Source organism: Novosphingobium sp. BAM6 (assembly GCF_057784955.1).
Genome location: NZ_JBYNTR010000001.1, coordinates 1843269 through 1860315 on the forward strand (window position 1 = coordinate 1843269; position 17047 = coordinate 1860315).

23 protein-coding genes and 1 pseudogene are annotated in these 17047 nt (G+C 59.8%); 17 read left to right on the forward strand and 7 right to left on the reverse strand.

Translation table 11 applies throughout. The features are described 5' to 3' along the window. Window positions 1-6 precede the first annotated feature (6 nt). From AC3EC3_RS08570 to arsH, 9 genes are read left to right on the forward strand one after another with little or no spacing between them, the layout of a single operon-like run. A complete protein-coding gene (locus AC3EC3_RS08570; protein WP_488489141.1) occupies window positions 7-390 on the forward strand; it encodes a response regulator in 384 nt (127 codons plus the stop codon). Continuing rightward, window positions 387-1028 (forward strand): chemotaxis protein CheX, encoded by a 642-nt coding sequence (locus tag AC3EC3_RS08575; RefSeq protein ID WP_488489142.1) that lies wholly within the window; start codon window positions 387-389, stop codon window positions 1026-1028. Before AC3EC3_RS08570 ends, AC3EC3_RS08575 begins: the two co-directional genes overlap by 4 nt. Before the next feature lie 2 nt (window positions 1029-1030). Continuing rightward, window positions 1031-2956, forward strand: coding sequence for a hybrid sensor histidine kinase/response regulator (locus AC3EC3_RS08580; RefSeq protein WP_488489143.1), 1926 nt, complete (start codon window positions 1031-1033; stop codon window positions 2954-2956). 51 nt (window positions 2957-3007) lie between these two features. Beyond that, window positions 3008-3178: a hypothetical protein gene (locus AC3EC3_RS08585; RefSeq protein ID WP_488489144.1), complete on the forward strand. Its 171-nt coding sequence runs from the start codon at window positions 3008-3010 to the stop codon at window positions 3176-3178. Next, window positions 3175-3504, forward strand: coding sequence for an ArsR/SmtB family transcription factor (locus AC3EC3_RS08590; protein WP_277667751.1), 330 nt, complete (start codon window positions 3175-3177; stop codon window positions 3502-3504). The genes AC3EC3_RS08585 and AC3EC3_RS08590 overlap by 4 nt, the downstream gene beginning before the upstream one ends. Before the next feature lie 10 nt (window positions 3505-3514). After that, a complete protein-coding gene (gene arsC, locus AC3EC3_RS08595) occupies window positions 3515-3928 on the forward strand; it encodes an arsenate reductase (glutaredoxin) (RefSeq protein WP_488489145.1) in 414 nt (137 codons plus the stop codon). Next, a complete protein-coding gene (locus AC3EC3_RS08600; protein WP_452665334.1) occupies window positions 3925-4461 on the forward strand; it encodes a GNAT family N-acetyltransferase in 537 nt (178 codons plus the stop codon). The genes arsC and AC3EC3_RS08600 overlap by 4 nt, the downstream gene beginning before the upstream one ends. Before the next feature lie 5 nt (window positions 4462-4466). Continuing rightward, a complete protein-coding gene (arsB, locus tag AC3EC3_RS08605) occupies window positions 4467-5495 on the forward strand; it encodes an ACR3 family arsenite efflux transporter (protein WP_488489146.1) in 1029 nt (342 codons plus the stop codon). Next, on the forward strand, window positions 5492-6238 hold the full coding sequence (gene arsH / locus AC3EC3_RS08610) for an arsenical resistance protein ArsH (protein WP_452665332.1): 747 nt from the start codon (window positions 5492-5494) through the stop codon (window positions 6236-6238). Before arsB ends, arsH begins: the two co-directional genes overlap by 4 nt. Window positions 6239-6522: 284 nt before the next feature. Here arsH and AC3EC3_RS08615 read toward each other — a convergent pair whose 3' ends face one another. Then, a complete protein-coding gene (locus AC3EC3_RS08615) occupies window positions 6523-6966 on the reverse strand; it encodes an RrF2 family transcriptional regulator (protein WP_488489147.1) in 444 nt (147 codons plus the stop codon). 110 nt (window positions 6967-7076) lie between these two features. Here AC3EC3_RS08615 and AC3EC3_RS08620 point away from each other — a divergent pair, with 110 nt between their 5' ends. Continuing rightward, complete coding sequence (locus AC3EC3_RS08620; RefSeq protein WP_488489148.1) at window positions 7077-7970, forward strand: NAD(P)/FAD-dependent oxidoreductase; 894 nt, start codon at window positions 7077-7079, stop codon at window positions 7968-7970. A gap of 560 nt (window positions 7971-8530) precedes the next feature. On the opposite strand, the gene AC3EC3_RS08625 is transcribed toward AC3EC3_RS08620, so the two are convergent. Further along, window positions 8531-8749, reverse strand: coding sequence for a hypothetical protein (locus tag AC3EC3_RS08625; protein ID WP_488489149.1), 219 nt, complete (start codon window positions 8747-8749; stop codon window positions 8531-8533). A 27-nt stretch (window positions 8750-8776) separates the two neighbouring features. On the opposite strand from AC3EC3_RS08625, the gene AC3EC3_RS08630 reads away from it, so the two are divergent. The 7 genes from AC3EC3_RS08630 to nhaA all read left to right on the forward strand — a co-directional run bounded on the left by AC3EC3_RS08630 (window position 8777) and on the right by nhaA (window position 12977). Beyond that, complete coding sequence (locus AC3EC3_RS08630) at window positions 8777-9169, forward strand: SLC13 family permease (RefSeq protein WP_488489150.1); 393 nt, start codon at window positions 8777-8779, stop codon at window positions 9167-9169. Between the two features lie 28 nt (window positions 9170-9197). Beyond that, window positions 9198-10217: an SLC13 family permease gene (locus tag AC3EC3_RS08635; RefSeq protein ID WP_488489151.1), complete on the forward strand. Its 1020-nt coding sequence runs from the start codon at window positions 9198-9200 to the stop codon at window positions 10215-10217. Window positions 10218-10437: 220 nt separating this feature from the next. Further along, a complete protein-coding gene (locus tag AC3EC3_RS08640) occupies window positions 10438-10644 on the forward strand; it encodes a cold-shock protein (protein WP_488489152.1) in 207 nt (68 codons plus the stop codon). Between the two features lie 65 nt (window positions 10645-10709). Next, the gene (locus AC3EC3_RS08645; RefSeq protein ID WP_197164030.1) at window positions 10710-10877 is read left to right on the forward strand and encodes a hypothetical protein; all 168 of its coding nucleotides are present in this window, start codon (window positions 10710-10712) and stop codon (window positions 10875-10877) included. A gap of 13 nt (window positions 10878-10890) precedes the next feature. Further along, entirely contained in the window at window positions 10891-11262 is a 372-nt protein-coding gene (locus tag AC3EC3_RS08650) for a hypothetical protein (RefSeq protein WP_488489153.1), read from the forward strand. A 49-nt stretch (window positions 11263-11311) separates the two neighbouring features. Beyond that, the gene (locus AC3EC3_RS08655; protein ID WP_488489154.1) at window positions 11312-11548 is read left to right on the forward strand and encodes a hypothetical protein; all 237 of its coding nucleotides are present in this window, start codon (window positions 11312-11314) and stop codon (window positions 11546-11548) included. Window positions 11549-11669: 121 nt separating this feature from the next. Beyond that, window positions 11670-12977 carry a Na+/H+ antiporter NhaA gene (nhaA, locus tag AC3EC3_RS08660; RefSeq protein ID WP_488489236.1) on the forward strand — a complete coding sequence of 436 codons (1308 nt, stop codon included), beginning with the start codon at window positions 11670-11672 and terminating at the stop codon, window positions 12975-12977. Here the strand turns inward: nhaA and AC3EC3_RS08665 are convergent. From AC3EC3_RS08665 to AC3EC3_RS08685, 5 genes and pseudogenes are all read right to left on the reverse strand, one after another. Further along, window positions 12902-13780: a transglutaminase family protein gene (locus AC3EC3_RS08665; protein WP_488489155.1), complete on the reverse strand. Its 879-nt coding sequence runs from the start codon at window positions 13778-13780 to the stop codon at window positions 12902-12904. The two genes, nhaA and AC3EC3_RS08665, sit on opposite strands and share 76 nt — an antisense overlap. Before the next feature lie 6 nt (window positions 13781-13786). Continuing rightward, window positions 13787-14053, reverse strand: coding sequence for a hypothetical protein (locus tag AC3EC3_RS08670; protein ID WP_488489156.1), 267 nt, complete (start codon window positions 14051-14053; stop codon window positions 13787-13789). Window positions 14054-14184: 131 nt separating this feature from the next. Next, the gene (locus AC3EC3_RS08675) at window positions 14185-14361 is read right to left on the reverse strand and encodes a hypothetical protein (protein WP_488489157.1); all 177 of its coding nucleotides are present in this window, start codon (window positions 14359-14361) and stop codon (window positions 14185-14187) included. 11 nt (window positions 14362-14372) lie between these two features. Continuing rightward, window positions 14373-15668, reverse strand: a complete 1296-nt coding sequence (locus tag AC3EC3_RS08680; RefSeq protein ID WP_488489158.1) for a glycoside hydrolase family 130 protein — start codon at window positions 15666-15668, stop codon at window positions 14373-14375. Further along, window positions 15661-17047, reverse strand: a pseudogene (locus tag AC3EC3_RS08685) (glycosyl transferase family 1); the annotation flags it as partial. The pseudogene AC3EC3_RS08685 and the gene AC3EC3_RS08680, both read right to left, overlap by 8 nt.

Here is a 17047-nt window from a genome sequence, read left to right on the forward strand (position 1 = left end):
TGCCCGATGTCCGTTACCGTTTTGATTGTCGATGACAGCAAGCTGGCGAGGATCGTCGCGGGAAAGGCCCTCGCGGAACTGCAGCCGGACTGGCAGAAGATCGAAGCGGGCAGCGCCAGTCAGGCGCTGGAACTCATCGCCGAACAGCCCGCCGACGTCGCGCTCATCGATTTCAACATGCCGGAGAAGGACGGGCTTGAACTTGCGGCCGAGTTGCACGTTCTGCGACCAGATATGCCCATCGCCATCATCACCGCCAATATCCAGGACGAGATCATAGCGCGCGCGAGAGAAATCGGCGCCGCTTTCGTCGCCAAGCCTGTGACGCCTGACGCTTTGGAACCCTTCCTCTCGGGGGCCGCACTCCGTCTCAGGTCGCAGCGCACGTGATTCCTGAAAGTATTGTCCTCGCCGAGCTTGAACGCGACGCACTGACCGAAATCGTGAACATCGGCGTCAGCCGCGCAGCATCCAGCCTGCGCAAGATGATCGGCGACCAGGTGTTCCTGTCGGTGCCGTCCATCGAAGTGGTGAGCCAGAAGCGAGCCGCGCGGCTCATCAGCGAACGGGAAGTGACCGATCTCGTTGCCGTGCGTCAGGATTTTTCCGGCCCGTTTTCCGGCCGTGCACTGCTGATCTTCCCCGAGACGAACAGTCTGGAACTGGTGCGGGCGGTGACCGGCGGCGAATTGTCCGCGCAGGATGTCGTCGACATGGAGCAGGAGGCGTTGGCCGAAACCGGCAATGTCATACTAAACAGCTGCCTCGCGACGATGGCGAACATGCTCCGTCGCTCGCTCACCATGACCATTCCGGAGGTTCTGCGCGGATCCGGGGCCAGCCTGTTCGAGGTTAGCGAGGACGGTAAGACGGACGGGCTCGTTCTCTTCCTCTATATCGACTTTGCGGTGCGCAGCCGGGACATCCGTGGCTATATCGCGATGATCATGGACCTGCCGTCGCTGGCAATGTTGAAGGAACTGCTGGGCGAATTCATCGCGCGTGTGGTCGGCGAGGACGGCATCTGATCGTGATCAAGCCAGAACAAATCGGTTCCATCCTCGCGGCGGCGGGCGCTAGTGGAACCTGGGATTGGGACATTGCGGCCGACCGATTGTCGGTCGATGCGCACTTCGCGGAACTCTTCGGACTTGATCCGCAGACGGCGAACGACCTCCCGACCAGCACCTTTTTCACCGCTATCCATCCGGAGGACCGCGCCCGTATCCGCATCGCAGTGGCGGGCATCCTGTCAGGCGCGGAACTCTTTTCCAAGGAGTTTCGCGTCGTCGATCCCGTCGGCGTCCCGTTGTGGATGCACGCGCGGGGGCAAGGCCATCTCGACCAGAATGATCAGCCGGTGCGGTTCACCGGCATCCTGGTCGACGTTACCGAACGCAAGCGGACAGAGGAGCGCCTTCGTGTCGCCCAGAGCGCAGGCGGTGTCGGCACTTTCGAATATGTCGACGGCTATGCAACGGCGGCGGTTTCCGATGAATTCTGCCGCTTGCTGGGCCTCCACCCTGCCCCCGTCCTGCCCGTACAGACGATCAACGGCGTGTTGCAGGGGGAAAATGCCCTCCTCATCCCCAGCCACCGCGAGGGCGCCATTCCCGATGGCCTCGACGCGGAGTTCTGCATCCGGCGAAACGACGATGGTGCGATGCGCTGGATAGCGCGGCGCGGCGAGATTGTGCGCGAAGGCGCCGGTTATCGCCTGATCGGCGTCATCTATGATGTCACCGCGGCCAAAGAGAACGAGGCCAAGCTGCGCGAATTGAACGATACGCTGGAAAGCCGCGTCGAGCAGGAAGTCGCCAACCGCCAGCAGGCCGAGGACGCGCTGCGACAGGCGCAGAAGATGGAGGCTGTCGGCCAACTCACCGGCGGCATCGCGCACGACTTCAACAACCTCCTGATGGCGATCACCAGCAGCCTCACGCTCCTCCAGAAGCGCATCCCGGCCGATCCGCAGACGCAGAAGCTGATCGAGAATGCCCAGCAGGGCGCCGAGCGGGGCGCCGCCCTAACGCAGCGCATGCTGGCATTCGCCCGCCGTCAGGACCTCGCATCGGAGCGTATCGACGTGCCGGTGCTGGTCAATGACGTGCGCGAACTGATCGAGCGCACTTTGGGCCCGGCCTGGTCTCTCGACCTGCAATTCCCGGACCATCTTCCGGCCGTTCTGGCGGACGGCAACCAGCTCGAACTGGCGTTACTAAACCTGACCGTCAATGCCCGCGACGCCATGCCAGAGGGCGGCACCATCAAGGTGGTTGCCCAGTGCCGTGAAGAGAAGGACATTCCGTCTGACGGCCTCTTGGAGGGCACCTATATCGGTCTTTCGGTCATCGACACCGGCAGCGGTATGGATGAAGCGACGCTCGCCCGCGCAACCGAGCCCTTTTTCACGACGAAAGGTGTAGGCAAGGGCACTGGCCTTGGCCTCTCCATGATCCATGGGCTGGCCAAGCAACTGGACGGCGGCTTTACACTGGATAGCATTATCGGGCGCGGCACCACCGCAACCTTGTGGCTGCCTGCAGCCGAGCCGGACGCCGCGCCGGCGGCACCCCAACGCGAAAGCAAGGTATCCTTCGCTGGCAAGCTGAAAATCCTTGTCGTGGACGACGACTTCCTGATCCTCATGAACACCTCCGCCTTGCTGGAGGATTTGGGGCATGAGGTTCTGGAAGCAAATTCCGGCGAGGAGGCTCTTGCCCTTGTCCGGCAATATCCGGACATCGATCTGGTCATCACAGATCAGGCGATGCCACAGATGACGGGAACCCAATTGGCCGACCATGTCACGGAGATACGGGCGGACATCCCTATCATCCTTGCCAGCGGATATGGTGACGTACCGGCAGGCTCGCAGCAGCGGATCGTTCGATTGGGCAAACCGTTTGGACAGACTATGCTTGATCAGGCTATTTCTGCTGCCATGGCTGGATAGGCTCCCAGCGACCCTTGTCGGTCGTTCAGCACCAAATTTTACGCTCTCAGGGTGCGGACCGGCAGCTTCGTCATTCTGGATGCCTTTGACTGGCCGTTTCCGGAAAGGCAGCTTCAGGTCGCAGACTGGTCTAAGTTGCCATTGCTGCTGGCCAGAAATGCATCGGGAAAAATCGATCCTTTATTGACGGAGCAGGTTGCATCGGATAATTCCGATGCATGAGCACTGATGATGCACTCTTGATTCTCTCCGCGCTTGCGCACCCGACGCGGCTAGAAGCGTTTCGCCTGCTGATCCGACACGAGCCTGAAGGTATGTCGACCGGCGAACTGGTCGAGGCATCAGGGCTGTCCCAGAGCACGTTCTCGACGCATCTCGCGGTGATGGCGAAGGCCGGGCTGGTGCTGTCCGAGAAGCGTGGCCGCCAACAAATCCAGCGTGCGAACCTCGACGCGCTGCGTGGACTGATGGTCTATCTGGCCAAGGATTGCTGCCAGGGGCGCGCCGAACTGTGCGAGCCGCTTCTGGCCGAACTCACCTGCTGCTGAAGAGGCAACAATGACCGATATCGTGATCTACCATAACCCGCTTTGCGGGACCTCTCGTAATGCCCTGGCTATGATCCGCAATGCCGGCATCGAACCTCATGTTATCGAGTACCTGAAGACGCCGCCAAGTCGCGCGCTGCTGATGGAACTGATCGCGCGGGCGGGCATCACGCCACGCGCTCTGCTGCGCGAGAAGCGTACGCCCTATGCCGAACTGGGCCTCGGCGACGAGACCTTGACGGACGAGGCCTTGGTCGACGCGATGATGGAGCATCCCATCCTCATCAACCGGCCGCTTGTGGTGTCGCCGCTGGGCGTGAAGCTCTGCCGGCCTTCCGAAGAAGTGCTGGACCTCCTGCCTACCGAGCAGCGTGGCACTTTCGTCAAGGAAGACGGCGAAGTCGTCGAAGCGACCCGGCGATGACCCTTTCGGTTCGTAAGGCGACGGTCGACGATGCGCGGGCCATTGCGCCCATCTACGCCCATCATGTGTTGCATGGCACGGCGACCTACGAAGTCGTACCGCCGACCGAGGACGAAACCGTCGAGAAGATCTTGACGGTGACTGGCCGGAGTTGGCCGTTCCTCGTCGCCTGCGATGGCGATCAAGTGGTCGGCTATGCCTACGCCACGCAGTTTCGAGATCGCCCTGCCTACGCCTATGCCTGTGAGAACAGCATCTACGTGGCGCACGACCGGCGCGGTGGCGGCATTGGCAAATTGCTGCTCAAGGCCTTGCTGGAAGCCGCCGAGGCTCACGGGTTCCGCCGCATGGTTGCGGTCATCGGCGGAGCGGAGCCCGCCTCGGTAGCCCTCCACGGTTCCTGCGGTTTTGAGCACGCTGGACGCTTGACCGGCATGGGCTGGAAGGCCGGCCGCTGGCTCGACACGGTTTACATGCAGATCGCCTTGGGCAGCGGTATTTCGACCGCGCCTATCGCTCCTGGGAAGGACTGACGAACATGTCGCTGTTCGAGCGCTATCTCTCGCTGTGGGTGGCCCTGTGCATCGTAGTCGGGATTGGTCTCGGCCACTTGCTTCCGGGCGCCTTCGAGGTGATCGCAGCGCTGGAGATCGCCAACGTCAACCTCGTGGTGGCGGGCCTGATCTGGCTGATGATCATCCCGATGCTGCTGCGGGTCGATTTCGGCGCGCTCCATAGCCTTCGGCGGCACTGGCGCGGCATTGGCGTCACCCTCGTAGTGAACTGGGCGATCAAGCCATTCTCGATGGCGCTGCTCGGCACGTTTTTCCTCGGCTATCTGTTCGCGCCGTTGCTGCCAGAAGGCGCATCGACGTCCTACATCGCGGGGTTGATCCTGCTGGCTGCAGCGCCTTGCACCGCGATGGTCTTCGTATGGTCCAACCTCGTCGAGGGCGAGCCGAACTATACCTTGAGCCAGGTCGCGCTGAACGACCTGATCATGGTCGTTGCCTTCGCGCCGCTGGTGGGCCTGCTGCTGGGCGTGGCATCGATCACCGTGCCGTGGAACACGCTGGCGCTGTCGGTGGGCCTCTACATCGTCGTCCCGGTGGTCATCTCGCAACTGCTCCGCCGCGCGCTCCTTGGCTGCGGTGAGAAGCGGCTCCAGCATTTCCTGTCCGCCATCGGTCCGATCAGCCTTGCCAGCCTGCTGGTGACACTGGTGCTGCTGTTCGGCTTTCAGGGCGAGCAGATCATCCGGCAACCGCTGGTGATCGCGCTGATCGCCGTGCCGATCCTGTTTCAGGTCTATCTCAATGCCGGCATCGCCTATTGGCTCAGCCGCCGTTTTGGCGTGGCATGGTGCGTCGCCGGCCCTTCGGCGCTGATCGGTGCCTCCAACTTCTTCGAACTGGCTGTGGCCGCCGCCATCAGCCTCTTTGGCCTCAGTTCCGGCGCCGCGCTGGCAACGGTCGTGGGCGTGCTGGTCGAAGTGCCAGTGATGCTGTCGATCGTCGCCTTGGTGAAGCGGACCCGCCCCTGGTACGAGAAAGGTATTTCCGCATGAGACTGCGCGAACTCGCCGCCCCCGATCATCTTCCTGCTTTGGATAAGGCTTTCGCGTTGGCTCGTCCCGCCGCTGGCCTTGGCCCGGATCAACCGCCTCCGCGCATACTGCTGCTCTACGGCTCACTGCGGGAACGCTCGTTTTCGCGCCTCGCCGTGGAAGAGGCGGCGCGCCTGCTGCAATTCTTCGGCGCCGAGACGCGGATTTTCGATCCCAGCGACTTGCCACTACCCGATCAGGTGGCAGGAGACGACCATCCGGCGGTGCATGAGCTGCGTGAGCATGCGCTGTGGTCGGAAGGCATGGTCTGGTGCAGTCCAGAGCGCCACGGCCAGATAAGCGGCATCATGAAGATGCAGATCGACCACCTTCCGCTCCAGATGCGCGGGATGCGGCCAACGCAGGGCCGCACGCTGGCAGTCATGCAGGTGTCCGGCGGCTCACAATCGTTCAACGCCGTCAATTCGCTCCGCCTGCTGGGGCGCTGGATGCGGATGTTTACAATCCCCAATCAGTCGTCGGTGGCGATGGCTTACAAGGAGTTCGACGAGGACGGTCGGATGCGGGCGTCGAGCTATTACGAGCGCATCGTCGATGTAATGGAGGAACTGGTGCGCTTCACCGTGCTGATGCGTCCGCACGCGGCGCAGCTTGTGGACCGCTACTCCGAACGAAAGGAAGCCGGGCTCCCGGTTGATAATTCAGCGGACCACTCAGCAATGGCAATCGCGCCTCAAACCTGATTGTCGCACCGACCACCGGATGACTGGTTACAGGTGCAGACGCGATGAGGGCGTATGGCTGGAATGGGCGTGTAGAAACCTTTGCCGCCCCCGACCCTTTGCAGCCACTCAGGTGCCAATTTATGCTCCCCAAGAGCGGACTGGCAGCTTTCTTGTCCCACACCTGCGAGACCGGAGGTAAAAAGACCGATGGCTTTGAGGCGCTTTGAAAGTTCCGATTTTAAGCGGCGATCCGTCGAGTGGCTGCAAAACGCTAGAGGTTCAACAGCGATGAACGACCGGGGTCATGGCTGCTCGGTGCAGTGCGCGGAAAAGCGCCGATCGAAATCTTCAGCAATTGCGGCAAGGGTAACTTCGCCCAGTTCAGCGATCAGCCTCGCCTCTGCCTTTTTCAATGCGCTGGTCATTGAGGCATTTACTGCCTGCTCGACGAGGCAATCCGGCGTAGGATCAGCCAGGCCGATTGCGAAAATACGCGGTTCACCCACGGCATTGTAGACATCGAGCATCGAGACGCTTTCCAGGGGCTCAAGAAGCGTCCACCCGCCCGCATGCCCTTTGACGGAACGAACCAGCCCTGCGTCGCGCAGGCCCGCCATCGTGCGCCGAATGACAACCGGATTGGTATGCAGCATTTCCGCGGCCTCTCCGGATGTGATCGGTCCATTCGCCCGATCCATGTGGATCAGCAGATGCAGCATCCTCGATAATCGGCCGTCCAGTTGCATCGTTTTCCTTTCAGGCTCGCGCTATCATGTCACACCAAGAGTTGCAAATCACTCGCGCAGCCCATACGTAATGTGAAATGTTACATATGGAATAAAACGGGATTTGAAGAATGCATGATGTGATCGTAATCGGCGGTAGCTTCGCCGGACAATCAGCGGCTATGCAACTCGCACGGGCACGTATGAACGTTTTGCTGATCGACGCAGGGTCACCGCGAAACCGCTTCGCAGAAGCCTCTCATGGGTTCTTGGGCCAGGACGGCAGAGCGCCTACCGCCATCATGTGTGAGGCCGCTTCACAATTGCTGCGATATCCAACTGCGCAGGTCTTGCAGGGTGAAGCGCAGGACGTCTTGCAGGAGCCCGACCGGTTTATCGTGCAACTTGCTGACGGTGGAGAGTATCAGGCCAAGCGGCTGGTACTTGCCACTGGTGTTTCCGATACTTTGCCCAATATCCCTGGCATGGCGGAGCGATGGGGTGAAACCGTCCTTCATTGCCCGTACTGCCACGGATATGAGGTCCGCGATCACTGGCTCGGAATTATCGCCACGAACCCGATGTCAGCGCATCAGGCTGCGTTGATCCCCGATTGGGGGCCGGCAACCTACTTCACCCAAGGAATTTACGAGCCGGACCCGGAGCAGGCGATCTTGCTTGGCAAGCGTGGCGTTGTGATCGAGCGTGTTCCGGTCATTTCCCTCATCGGCGATGCTCCCGGATTGGATGCAGTGGAACTGGCGGACGGGCGCCTTATCGAGATCGCCGCTGTGTTCACGGCACCGAAAACCAGACCCACCAGCCCGATAGCCGAGCGTCTCGGATGTCTCATGGAAGACGGGCCGACCGGGCCTTTCATCAAGGTCGATGCCTGGGGAGCGACCTCCGTCTCCGGGGTTTATGCCGCTGGCGATGCGACCAGCCCGATGCACAATGCCACGGTCGCATCGGCATCTGGCGTGCTCGCGGGAATAGCAGCGCACCAGTCCTTGGTCAGGTCGTAATCACGTGAAACCTCTGACAGCTTCTGGCGGTCAGAGGCTTCATTGATCGGTTGAGTTATGATTTGTCAGCGTTAACTCACTGAATATCATGAAATATCTGATATAAGGCGTTCGACTCTCGGAATCATCAAGATGGATTCTGGATCACCGGGAGGGTCGTATTGTCGCGAAAACCGACCCCTCTGAGACGCTCACGGGCCGTCTCCGGCCTCCAGTTAACCGTCATGTCCTGACTGCGCTCAGGTCCACCGATCATGTCGGCTTTCGCCGCCATAGCCGCCGTTCAAGGCTGAAACTGAGGCCTTCAAAACTTGTCTTACGTTCATCGATTAATGGGTGCGCCTGATTGACTGATCTCGGCCGCGATTTACCGAAGACACAGTTGCTCGCATATTTTGCCCGCCGCTAATGTCGAAGCGTGCTAGCCCGTGCCACATGTCAACGAAGTCCACAGCACAGCACGTCAGCGAATTTCTCGACGAATGGCAGGCTACGACGGTGATGGTGCAGGAACGCGTCGGCCGTGGCGACAGTGCGTTCCTACAGGTGCCCGTTGATATTCAAGCAGGGAGAGTTTTTTGATTGCTCCGTCCCCACATGCGATCGGAGCGATGTTGATCGCGGTAACGGCGTTCTGGTTTTTTGCGAGCGGCCGTGTCCGGATAGAGATTGTCTCGCTCGTTCTGATCGCCGTGCTCGCGATTAGCGCCTATTTTTTTCCGATCTAGCATGACGGATCCTACACCGGGCTGGAAATTGCCTTTGGCGGATTTGGCCATGAAGCGCTGCTCGCCATTTGCGCCCTGATGATCCTCGGGCGCGGGCTGGTTGTTACGGGTGCACTTGAACCGGCAGGACGTTTGCTCACGCGTCTGTGGAAGTTCAGCAGATTGCTGGGTCTTCTGTTCTCGCTCGTGGTCGGTGGCCTCATGAGCATGTTCGTGAATGACACGCCGGTGCTCGTCCTGACCATGCCGATCATGATCAACCTGGCCATCTGCGCCGGCATACCCGCATTGAAAACGCTGATGCCGATGAATTGCGCCATTCTCATCGGCGGAATGGCAACCACGATTGGAACCTCCACCAATCTGCTGGTGGTTTCCATCGCAGAGGATCTTGGCCTGCCCACGGGAAGCTTCGCCTGGAATCGGCCAATCCCTGCAGGCTCTGCGCCAAAGGTTCGATGGGGCGCTTGAAGTGGTCGGGGCTGTTCGCAAGGGCAGCTTGCAGACCGATTCGCGGTTCATTGTAGAATTTGGCGATGCCATAGAGGTCGAGGGCACAAGCGCCGAGTTGCAGGAACTCAGTTCGGCGATGAAAATGCCTCTAGTGCGCCCGGCAATGATGGAGACCGTAGAGACCTTTGCCGGAGACAAGGGTAAAGGCCAGGTGATGGCGGAACTCGTCATTGGAGCGGATTCCTCGCTCATCGGGCAGACTATAAGATCAGCACAAGTCATCGACCGTTATGGCGTTGCAGTCATGGGGCTTCATCACCCGGAACAAGCATTTTTCCCTGGCAGGTCCAGGGCCGATGCTGAACGCCTGGAAGTTGGCGATGTGCTGTGGGTACAGGGCGGCAGCGCTGCGTTGGAGCAAATCCAGATAAGCGAAGGCACAATGATACTCGAGGGCGCAGCGGAAATTCCGCGTACGGCGAAGGCTGGCGTTGCCTTGCTGATATTTGCGGGAGTTGTCCTGCTTGCGGCGCTGCATCTTGTCCCCATTGCAGTCGCGGCCCTTGCCGGATCGATCGTCATGCTGGCGACGGGATGCGTGAAGTTCGATCGGTTGGGCCAGGCCTTGAGCGCCAAGGTTATCGTGCTTGTCGCTGCCAGCATCGCGCTTGGCCGGGCATTACTGGAAATGGGCTCATCGGAGTGGCTTGGCAGTTCGCTTGCGCTTGGGATGCAGGGCTTTCCAGGAGCGGTAGTCCTGGCGATCATGATGGCCTTTGCGACATTGCTCACCAATTTCTCGTCAAACACGGCGGCTGCAGCGGTAGGCACGCCCATCGCGGTGAGCCTGGCCGAAAAGCTTGCCATACCAGCGGAGCCATTGGTTCTCGCCGTGCTGTTCGGATGCAATTTATGCTATGCAACTCCCATTGCCTACCAGACCAACATCTTGATCATGAGCGCGGGTGGATATCACTTCCGGGACTATGTGCGCGCCGGCCTGCCCCTTGTCCTGCTGATGATTTGCACGCTTTCGGTGTTGCTGGTCTGGAAATACCAACTTTGAGAAATATGGCCCATTCGAGCCCTTCGTAGGAGAAGGCGCCCCATCGTCTCAATATTCTCACTCCGACCTTGTTTTTTGCGGCGGCGCACTCCATTTCACAATAGCTACCTGTCGCGAACGACGGTGACTGGCGTAGCCGAAACGCCTCTTTCCTTCTTTTACGCCTTTAGCTGCGGATGCAGCCAATCAGGGCTCTCCCAGAGCAGAAGGAATGCGCGTGATGACCCAGCACGGGAAGGTCAGCCACTACAACGATACAACTGGCACGGGCTTCATTGCACCCGAGAAGGGTGGCGGCCCCTTGCCTTTCAGGTGGGCCGATCTCCAGGACAAAGCTCAATTGCCGAAGCAGAATGACCGCTACGGATACAATACGCAATCTGACCATGATGGCGAAATTTGCGCCGTGAACCTGAAGAAGGCCTGATCAGAAGTAAACTCGCCCGGCGGGAAATCCCCCATTGGGTGGCTCCAACCAGGAAAGGAGCAGTGATGGATCTCAATCAGCTTTATGCCAACCATCAACGTGCCCTCGTCAATGCGCGGCGGTCGGAGGGGCCCGAAGATCGGCAGACCTACTTCGATCTGGTGGAATATTATGCGAAGCGCATCGGCCAATATCGGCATGACGCCGGCCTGCCGCGATATCATTGGAAATGAGAGGCGTCGGGCGATGAAAGAGCAATCTCCCGGTTTTCCCGTCGATGCGGAACCTCCGGCGGAGCTCGTCGAGAGACGCGCCGCACTTACCTTTCAGGAACGTGAGATCTCTGCGCTGGAACGGATTTCCGATCAGCTTGCCTTGTTGAAGGACATGTTTGCCGTTTGTCGCGAGCAAGATCCCCCGGCAGTGACATCTACGTCAAGCCGACCACAAGGATTTCGGGAAGGTGCGGTCGAAAGAAACGCGCGCAGTCCGCACGAGCCGGAGATCCCAGCCGGGATCACAGCGAGTACCGTGACGAACTACCGGGTCGGTCCTTACAATTATACGGATCTCGAGCTCGCAAAGGCTGAATTGGAGCGCCAGCGATCTGCCCGATAGGCCAGCTTCAGTGACAGTCTCCGCACCAGGAACGAAAAAGGAAACGAAAATGGAAGCCGAAGCAACCGAGCTGGAGCGCAGAGTACTCGCGCATGCCAGGATTCTTCAGTCGTTGATCTGCTTTCTTGCAGAGAGCCAGCCCGAAATTCTCGAGCGCATGAAGTCAGCCTTCGGCTCCAGCCATAACGTCGGGGAATACGAGCAAGACTACAGTTCAACCGAACAATATGGCGACATGTTCGTCAGGATGATCGAAAAGGAAATCGCTCGCGGTGCGCCTCACTGATCGCGCCCTCCGATTTTGACCTTCCGACGAGGCATAGAACATTATCGATAAGAACAGGAACCAGGGTCTTCCGATCGAAGTCGCCGATCGCGTAACCAGGCCATTTGCGCGCTTCCTCAAGATTGAGGCTGCGGCAGGGGGACTGTTACTCCTTTGCGCCATGGTCGCACTGGTGTTGGCCAACTCGCCCTTGTCCGCCCCTTTCCTGAACTTCTGGAAGATGCCGATAGGCCTTCAGGTGGGTCAGCTGGATTTCACCCGCTCGTTGCACCATTGGATCAACGATGCCTTGATGACCTTGTTCTTTTTCATCGTCTCGCTCGAACTCAAGCGGGAATTCGCTCTGGGCGAGCTCCGCAATCCGCGAGCCGCGGCCTTGCCCTTCCTGGCCGCGCTCGGCGGCATGGCGGTTCCCGTCTCCATCTATCTCGTCCTCATGAACGGGCAGCCCGGTGTACACGGCTGGGGAACCGTGATGGCGACCGATACGGCCTTTGTAATCGGCGGCCTTGCGCTGTTTGGATCATCCATACCTGCGCAGTTGCGGATATTTCTGGTTTCTCTGGCGATCTTCGATGACGTTGGCGCCATATCCGTCGTTGCGGTCGCATATGGTGAGACACTGAACTTCGGTGCGCTTGGCCTGGCAATGCTTGGTCTTGGCGTTGTGGCGATTTCCGCTCGCATAGGAATCAGGAGCATCCCGGTCTATTTTGTGCTCGGCGGAGGCATCTGGCTATGCTTCGATGCCTCCGGTCTTCATGCGACAATTGCCGGCGTAATTCTCGGCTTGATGACCCCCGCTCGCGCGTGGGTTGGGGATGAGCGTCTACGTTCCATCATGAGTAAATTGACGGCCTACCCGACTGGCGAGCATTGGAGCGGCGACACATCGGAACGCCATGATCTGAGGGAAACCGGGCGTGCGATCGAGGAATCGCTCTCTCCCCTGGAACGCCTAGAAATGATGCTGCACCCTTGGGTCGGGTTTGCGGTCATGCCGATTTTTGCACTGGCCAACGCCGGCGTGGCATTTTCGGGAGTCGATCTGGACCAGCGGGTCTCCGCTGCCATCTTCGCGGGCCTGGTGGTCGGTAAGCCGGCAGGTGTGCTGCTGTTCGCTTGGCTGGCGGTGCGCCTCCGTGTTGCAACACTCGGTAAAGAGCTCGATTGGGGATTTCTGACCGCTGGAGCCTTCCTGACGGGAATTGGCTTCACGATGTCCATCTTCATTTCGAACCTGGCTTTTAGTTCGGCATTGCTGCCGGCTGCCAAGCTGGGAGTTTTCCTGGGGTCGGCGACATCCGCGATAATCGGGTTGCTGATCCTGCTCTGGTGGACATCGAGACGAAATCAGGAGCAATCGTCCGAAGAGGCGACGGAGACCTCGACGTTCATCGCATCCACCAGTCCCGACAAGCCCACATAGGTTCCGGTGACCGGAATCGTTTGCTCGATTTCGCGGGCTACTGCCACAGGCACGAGATTGGCCCCGCCAACACTCCGATTGGTTGGATCGAAGGGTATCCAGCCGGCGCCCGGCACAAAGACTTCCGCCCAGGCGTGCGTCGACCCGCCCCCCGATGTGCCGTCCAGAATTTGATCCGGATTGTGGAGATAGCCGGAAATGATCCTCGCCCCGAAGCCGAGGCTTCTGGCCGCTTCGACAAACAGCACAGCAAAATCCCGGCACGAGCCCCAGCCGCGGTTCAAGGTTTGCTCTGGCGACCGAGTACCCTCGTCATCACGCGACTGGTACGCGATCCATCCGGTCACGCCGGTACTCAGATCCTTGAGCATGGCCAGTGTATCGGTCGGATTGCCGCCAACGGACGCTTGCGCCCAATCGCGTAATCTACCGCCCGGATCAGGATAGCTCTGCACGGTCAGGGCACCGAGGTCGGTCCATTCGTCGTCTGCGTAGCGGAAGGGGTAGGAAATTGCGGACGCCGCTATATCGAACACGGGCCATGCCACCGCTTCAAGCTGCACGCGCGCGGAGCTTTCGATGACGAGCTCGTCGGTCAGGTCCGCGAACACCGCTGTCGCGACGGCATTCCCGAAGACGTCATGCGCCCAGGACACCTGAGCTTGCGGGAGGACCGTGAGATCGAATGTCTTGAGGCGGACCTCGCAGCTTTCGCGCGGCCGAAGCATAAGCCGATGCGGCCCGAGCTCAACCGGCACCTGATATCGGTAGCTCGTGCGATGCCTGATGAGCAGGTCTTCCATGAGCCTCTAAATGTCCGCGAAACCGCGATCCGGATTCTCGCTGAAAGTTCTTCTATCGTCATCATCGGTCCGCTGCCGTTGCACCTGCATCATTTCGGCGATCGCAACTGTGCGGCGCTTGCGAGCTTCCCGCTGTTCTGCAGCCGTCGCTTCATGCCCCCAGGCGATTGCAGCTCTCAGAGCCACAATCCGGACGTTTTCGAGCGGCTCGCTCTGGGCGCGTTCCCATTGAATGGCTTCCTGTGCACGGCACTGGTCGGATGTAAGTTCCATTGGTAGTCCTTTCCTGGACGGTGAGCATGGATCGGACTCAATTGTTCATGGCAAGTCTGGCGCCGGGTGCCCCGGCCGCTTGCACGACAATTGGCCAGCCCGGCTTTCCATCAGAAGTTCCAGGCAGTGCCTCAGAATGCGATCTCTCTTCGCTTCGCCTCGGCAAGCGCATCGGCGAGCTTCGAATAGCGATAAGGCCCAACCAGATAGACCACATCGGGCACGCGCGTGATGCCGTATCGCTGCATTGCTTCCAGTTCGGCATCGCTTGCGTTCTCAGTCGGGAGTGCTGTCGGATTGCCGGTCATATTTATTCCTTTTAAGATTTCAGAAGTTCGAGCAGCGCTGCAGTCTCAACGGTTGCGAAGGTCGAAAAGGTGTCGGAGATGGCATAGGGAAGCACGATTCTGCCCTCCAGTTGCATGGCGCCGCAGGTGTACACGACGTTCGGCACATAGCCTTCGCGTTCGGATGCCGCCGGCTGGATGAGTGGTTGGCGGGATCGTCCAATGACCTTGGAGGGATCGTCCTTATCCAGCAGCACGGCGCCGATCGAATAGTGTCTGACCGGGCCGACACCGTGCGTGAAGAGCAACCATCCCTCGGCCAGTTCGATAGGCGAACCGCAATTGCCGATCTGGATAAACTCCCACGCATGCGCTGGCTGGAGGATAGGCTGGCCAAGACCCCATTCATGCAAATTGTCGGAATAGATAAGGTAGAGATTTTCGTTGTCGTGGCGCGCTATCATCGCGTAACGTCCGCCAATCTTCCGAGGGAATAGCGCCATTCCCTTGTTGCGTGCGCCTACACCTTTGAGCGGTGCCATGCGGAATGAAACGAAGTCCTCCGTTTCAAGTAACTCAGACCTGATCGCCTGGCCGCTATAGGCGGTGTAGGTCGCGTAGTAGGCTGTCTTGCCCTTGTCCTGGAAGGCGACGAAGCGCGCATCCTCGATACCATTTGCCTGATGCTCTGTGATAGGAAAGATCACCCGCTCGGTAATCTCGCTGGCGGGATCGAAGGCGAGCTCCACCCGATCACCAACTCGCGCGGTAATTTCGGGAACACTCGCAAGGCGCTCCGGGGCATCAATCGTAACGGTACCATCAGCCGCGACATTGCCGGTCCGGAAGGTCAGTGACGAAATGTGGCCTTCACCCACTGCCCTTGCGCTCAGGATGAATCGGCCTCCGGTGGTGCCTAACTGGTCTGGATGCGGAACAATGCTTGGGTTGAAAAGCGCGGCTGCCTCGAAGCTGTATTCATTGAGGAAATAGGCGCCGATCAACTGATGCCGCGCTTCGGATAACGATGGATCGCAAGCAAATGCGCCGGACATTTCTGTCGCTCGCCGATCGAAGATGTCGAGCAGGTTCCGGTGTCTGCCTTTGAAGTTCGCGAGCGTTGCCGCCAGCAAGGTTTTGACGCCTGTTTCATCGAGGGCGAGAATTCGCTCGAAGATGCGGCAAGCTCGCGACTTGTCGATCCGGTTCAGGGCTCTGGGCTCGGGCGCAGGCTCGAATGGACGCAGCACCACGCGCGCGGGATCCGGCCTCAGGTGCAATGTTTGGCGATTGAAAAATGGCGTCGTGCGCGTGGTCGTTTCATGCATCGGCACGGTCCAGACAAACAGAGGGTTCAGGGCTGTGGCCGACCGACACGGTGTCGCTGCGGGTCATCGCTTCAAGGGCATGCATGTCCGCCAGCCCCAGCAGATAGGACAAGACGGACTCGGCGCCCCGGTTTTCATTCGCGCGGTCGGGATGAAGGCCATCCCGGCAACTCCCGGATTCGATATCGACCAATGCAATGGCGAGATCGTTCTCACCCAGGAACCAGGCGAATGCCCGCCGTGCCTCATCCGGCCACGGCGCTGCCGGATCGATTGCATTCGCAGCCACGCATGCAGCAATCGTTGCGCAGGCTTCCAGCGGCTGCTGGTCGAACAGATGGCGGGGCGCGCGTTGCCGCATAAACCCCATCGAGCCGACAGGCCGGAAATGGCCTTGCGGAGCCGTTTGAACCTGGATCAGCCAGTGCAGGCTGCGGAGCCCCGCTTCGGTGAAATGGGTGATCCACGTCGCTTTGCCGGTGCGGATCAATGCTTCACAAAGACGGGCATTGTCATAGGTCAGCCGCTCTTCGAACCAGGTCCATGCAGGCGTTTCGTTTGCAATCAGAAGGCGCTCAAGCCGCCGGCCCAATTCTCCACGCAGGGTGTCAGCGTTCCTGTCCTGCGGACAAGTCGCGCAATAGTGGTCGAGGCCGAGCAGCGTGAAGGCCCATGCTCGGGGAGACGTGAAGGCCGTGACCTTTTCCAGCGCTTCGCTGAACAAGTGCCCGGCCCAACTTGCTCGTCCCGGGTCTGAAGAGTGCCGGGCACAGGCACCGAGCGCCCACAGAGTGCGGCCGTGACTGTCCTCGGACCCGGCCGGCTCCAGCCATTCGCGGTTGAACCCCATGAAATTACGAAATCGCCGTTCATCCGGGTTCCAGGCATGCTGGACAAAGGCAGCAAATCGCTGGGACATGGCTTCTGCAAAGGGCTCATCCAGTCCGTTTGCAGGAGTGCAGCACAGCAACAATCCCCTGGCATTGTCATCGATGCAATAGCCGTGATGGCGATCCGGGATTGAGAACACTGCATGCTGGAACATCCCGGTGTCGTCGCACATGTCGACGAGATGCCGCGCAGACGCTGCCGGAAGCATGCAGTTTGCGATCAACAAGTGCTCCGGCGGCAGAACGTCTGCCAACGGAGTTGTCGGCAGAGCCCGGCGCGCTGCGCCAAAACACTGGACATACCGCTTCGCCGTATTCGCCCAGATCATTGGGCGACTGGCCGCATAGGCCTTTTTTGCCATGTCCAAACGCGCTGAGACGTCTTCGAGCAGGCCAGCGACAGCGCGGCCCAGACTCGCCGGATCGCCGAATGGCACCAGGACTCCCGAGCCGTCTTCGAGCAGTTCGGCGGCATGCCAATAGGGTGTA

Excerpts from the sequence above, each read along its gene's own strand:
- AC3EC3_RS08570 (WP_488489141.1), top strand. The coding sequence starts at position 7 with ATGTCCGTTACCGTTTTGATTGTCGATGACAGCAAGCTGGCGAGGATC.
- AC3EC3_RS08590 (WP_277667751.1), top strand. The coding sequence starts at position 3,175 with ATGAGCACTGATGATGCACTCTTGATTCTCTCCGCGCTTGCGCACCCG.
- arsC (WP_488489145.1), top strand. The coding sequence starts at position 3,515 with ATGACCGATATCGTGATCTACCATAACCCGCTTTGCGGGACCTCTCGT.
- AC3EC3_RS08600 (WP_452665334.1), top strand. The coding sequence starts at position 3,925 with ATGACCCTTTCGGTTCGTAAGGCGACGGTCGACGATGCGCGGGCCATT.
- arsB (WP_488489146.1), top strand. The coding sequence starts at position 4,467 with ATGTCGCTGTTCGAGCGCTATCTCTCGCTGTGGGTGGCCCTGTGCATC.
- arsH (WP_452665332.1), top strand. The coding sequence starts at position 5,492 with ATGAGACTGCGCGAACTCGCCGCCCCCGATCATCTTCCTGCTTTGGAT.
- AC3EC3_RS08615 (WP_488489147.1), bottom strand. The coding sequence starts at position 6,966 with ATGCAACTGGACGGCCGATTATCGAGGATGCTGCATCTGCTGATCCAC.
- AC3EC3_RS08620 (WP_488489148.1), top strand. The coding sequence starts at position 7,077 with ATGCATGATGTGATCGTAATCGGCGGTAGCTTCGCCGGACAATCAGCG.
- AC3EC3_RS08625 (WP_488489149.1), bottom strand. The coding sequence starts at position 8,749 with ATGGCCAAATCCGCCAAAGGCAATTTCCAGCCCGGTGTAGGATCCGTC.
- AC3EC3_RS08630 (WP_488489150.1), top strand. The coding sequence starts at position 8,777 with ATGATCCTCGGGCGCGGGCTGGTTGTTACGGGTGCACTTGAACCGGCA.
- AC3EC3_RS08640 (WP_488489152.1), top strand. The coding sequence starts at position 10,438 with ATGACCCAGCACGGGAAGGTCAGCCACTACAACGATACAACTGGCACG.
- AC3EC3_RS08645 (WP_197164030.1), top strand. The coding sequence starts at position 10,710 with ATGGATCTCAATCAGCTTTATGCCAACCATCAACGTGCCCTCGTCAAT.
- AC3EC3_RS08650 (WP_488489153.1), top strand. The coding sequence starts at position 10,891 with ATGAAAGAGCAATCTCCCGGTTTTCCCGTCGATGCGGAACCTCCGGCG.
- AC3EC3_RS08655 (WP_488489154.1), top strand. The coding sequence starts at position 11,312 with ATGGAAGCCGAAGCAACCGAGCTGGAGCGCAGAGTACTCGCGCATGCC.
- AC3EC3_RS08665 (WP_488489155.1), bottom strand. The coding sequence starts at position 13,780 with ATGGAAGACCTGCTCATCAGGCATCGCACGAGCTACCGATATCAGGTG.
- AC3EC3_RS08670 (WP_488489156.1), bottom strand. The coding sequence starts at position 14,053 with ATGGAACTTACATCCGACCAGTGCCGTGCACAGGAAGCCATTCAATGG.
- AC3EC3_RS08675 (WP_488489157.1), bottom strand. The coding sequence starts at position 14,361 with ATGACCGGCAATCCGACAGCACTCCCGACTGAGAACGCAAGCGATGCC.
- AC3EC3_RS08680 (WP_488489158.1), bottom strand. The coding sequence starts at position 15,668 with ATGCATGAAACGACCACGCGCACGACGCCATTTTTCAATCGCCAAACA.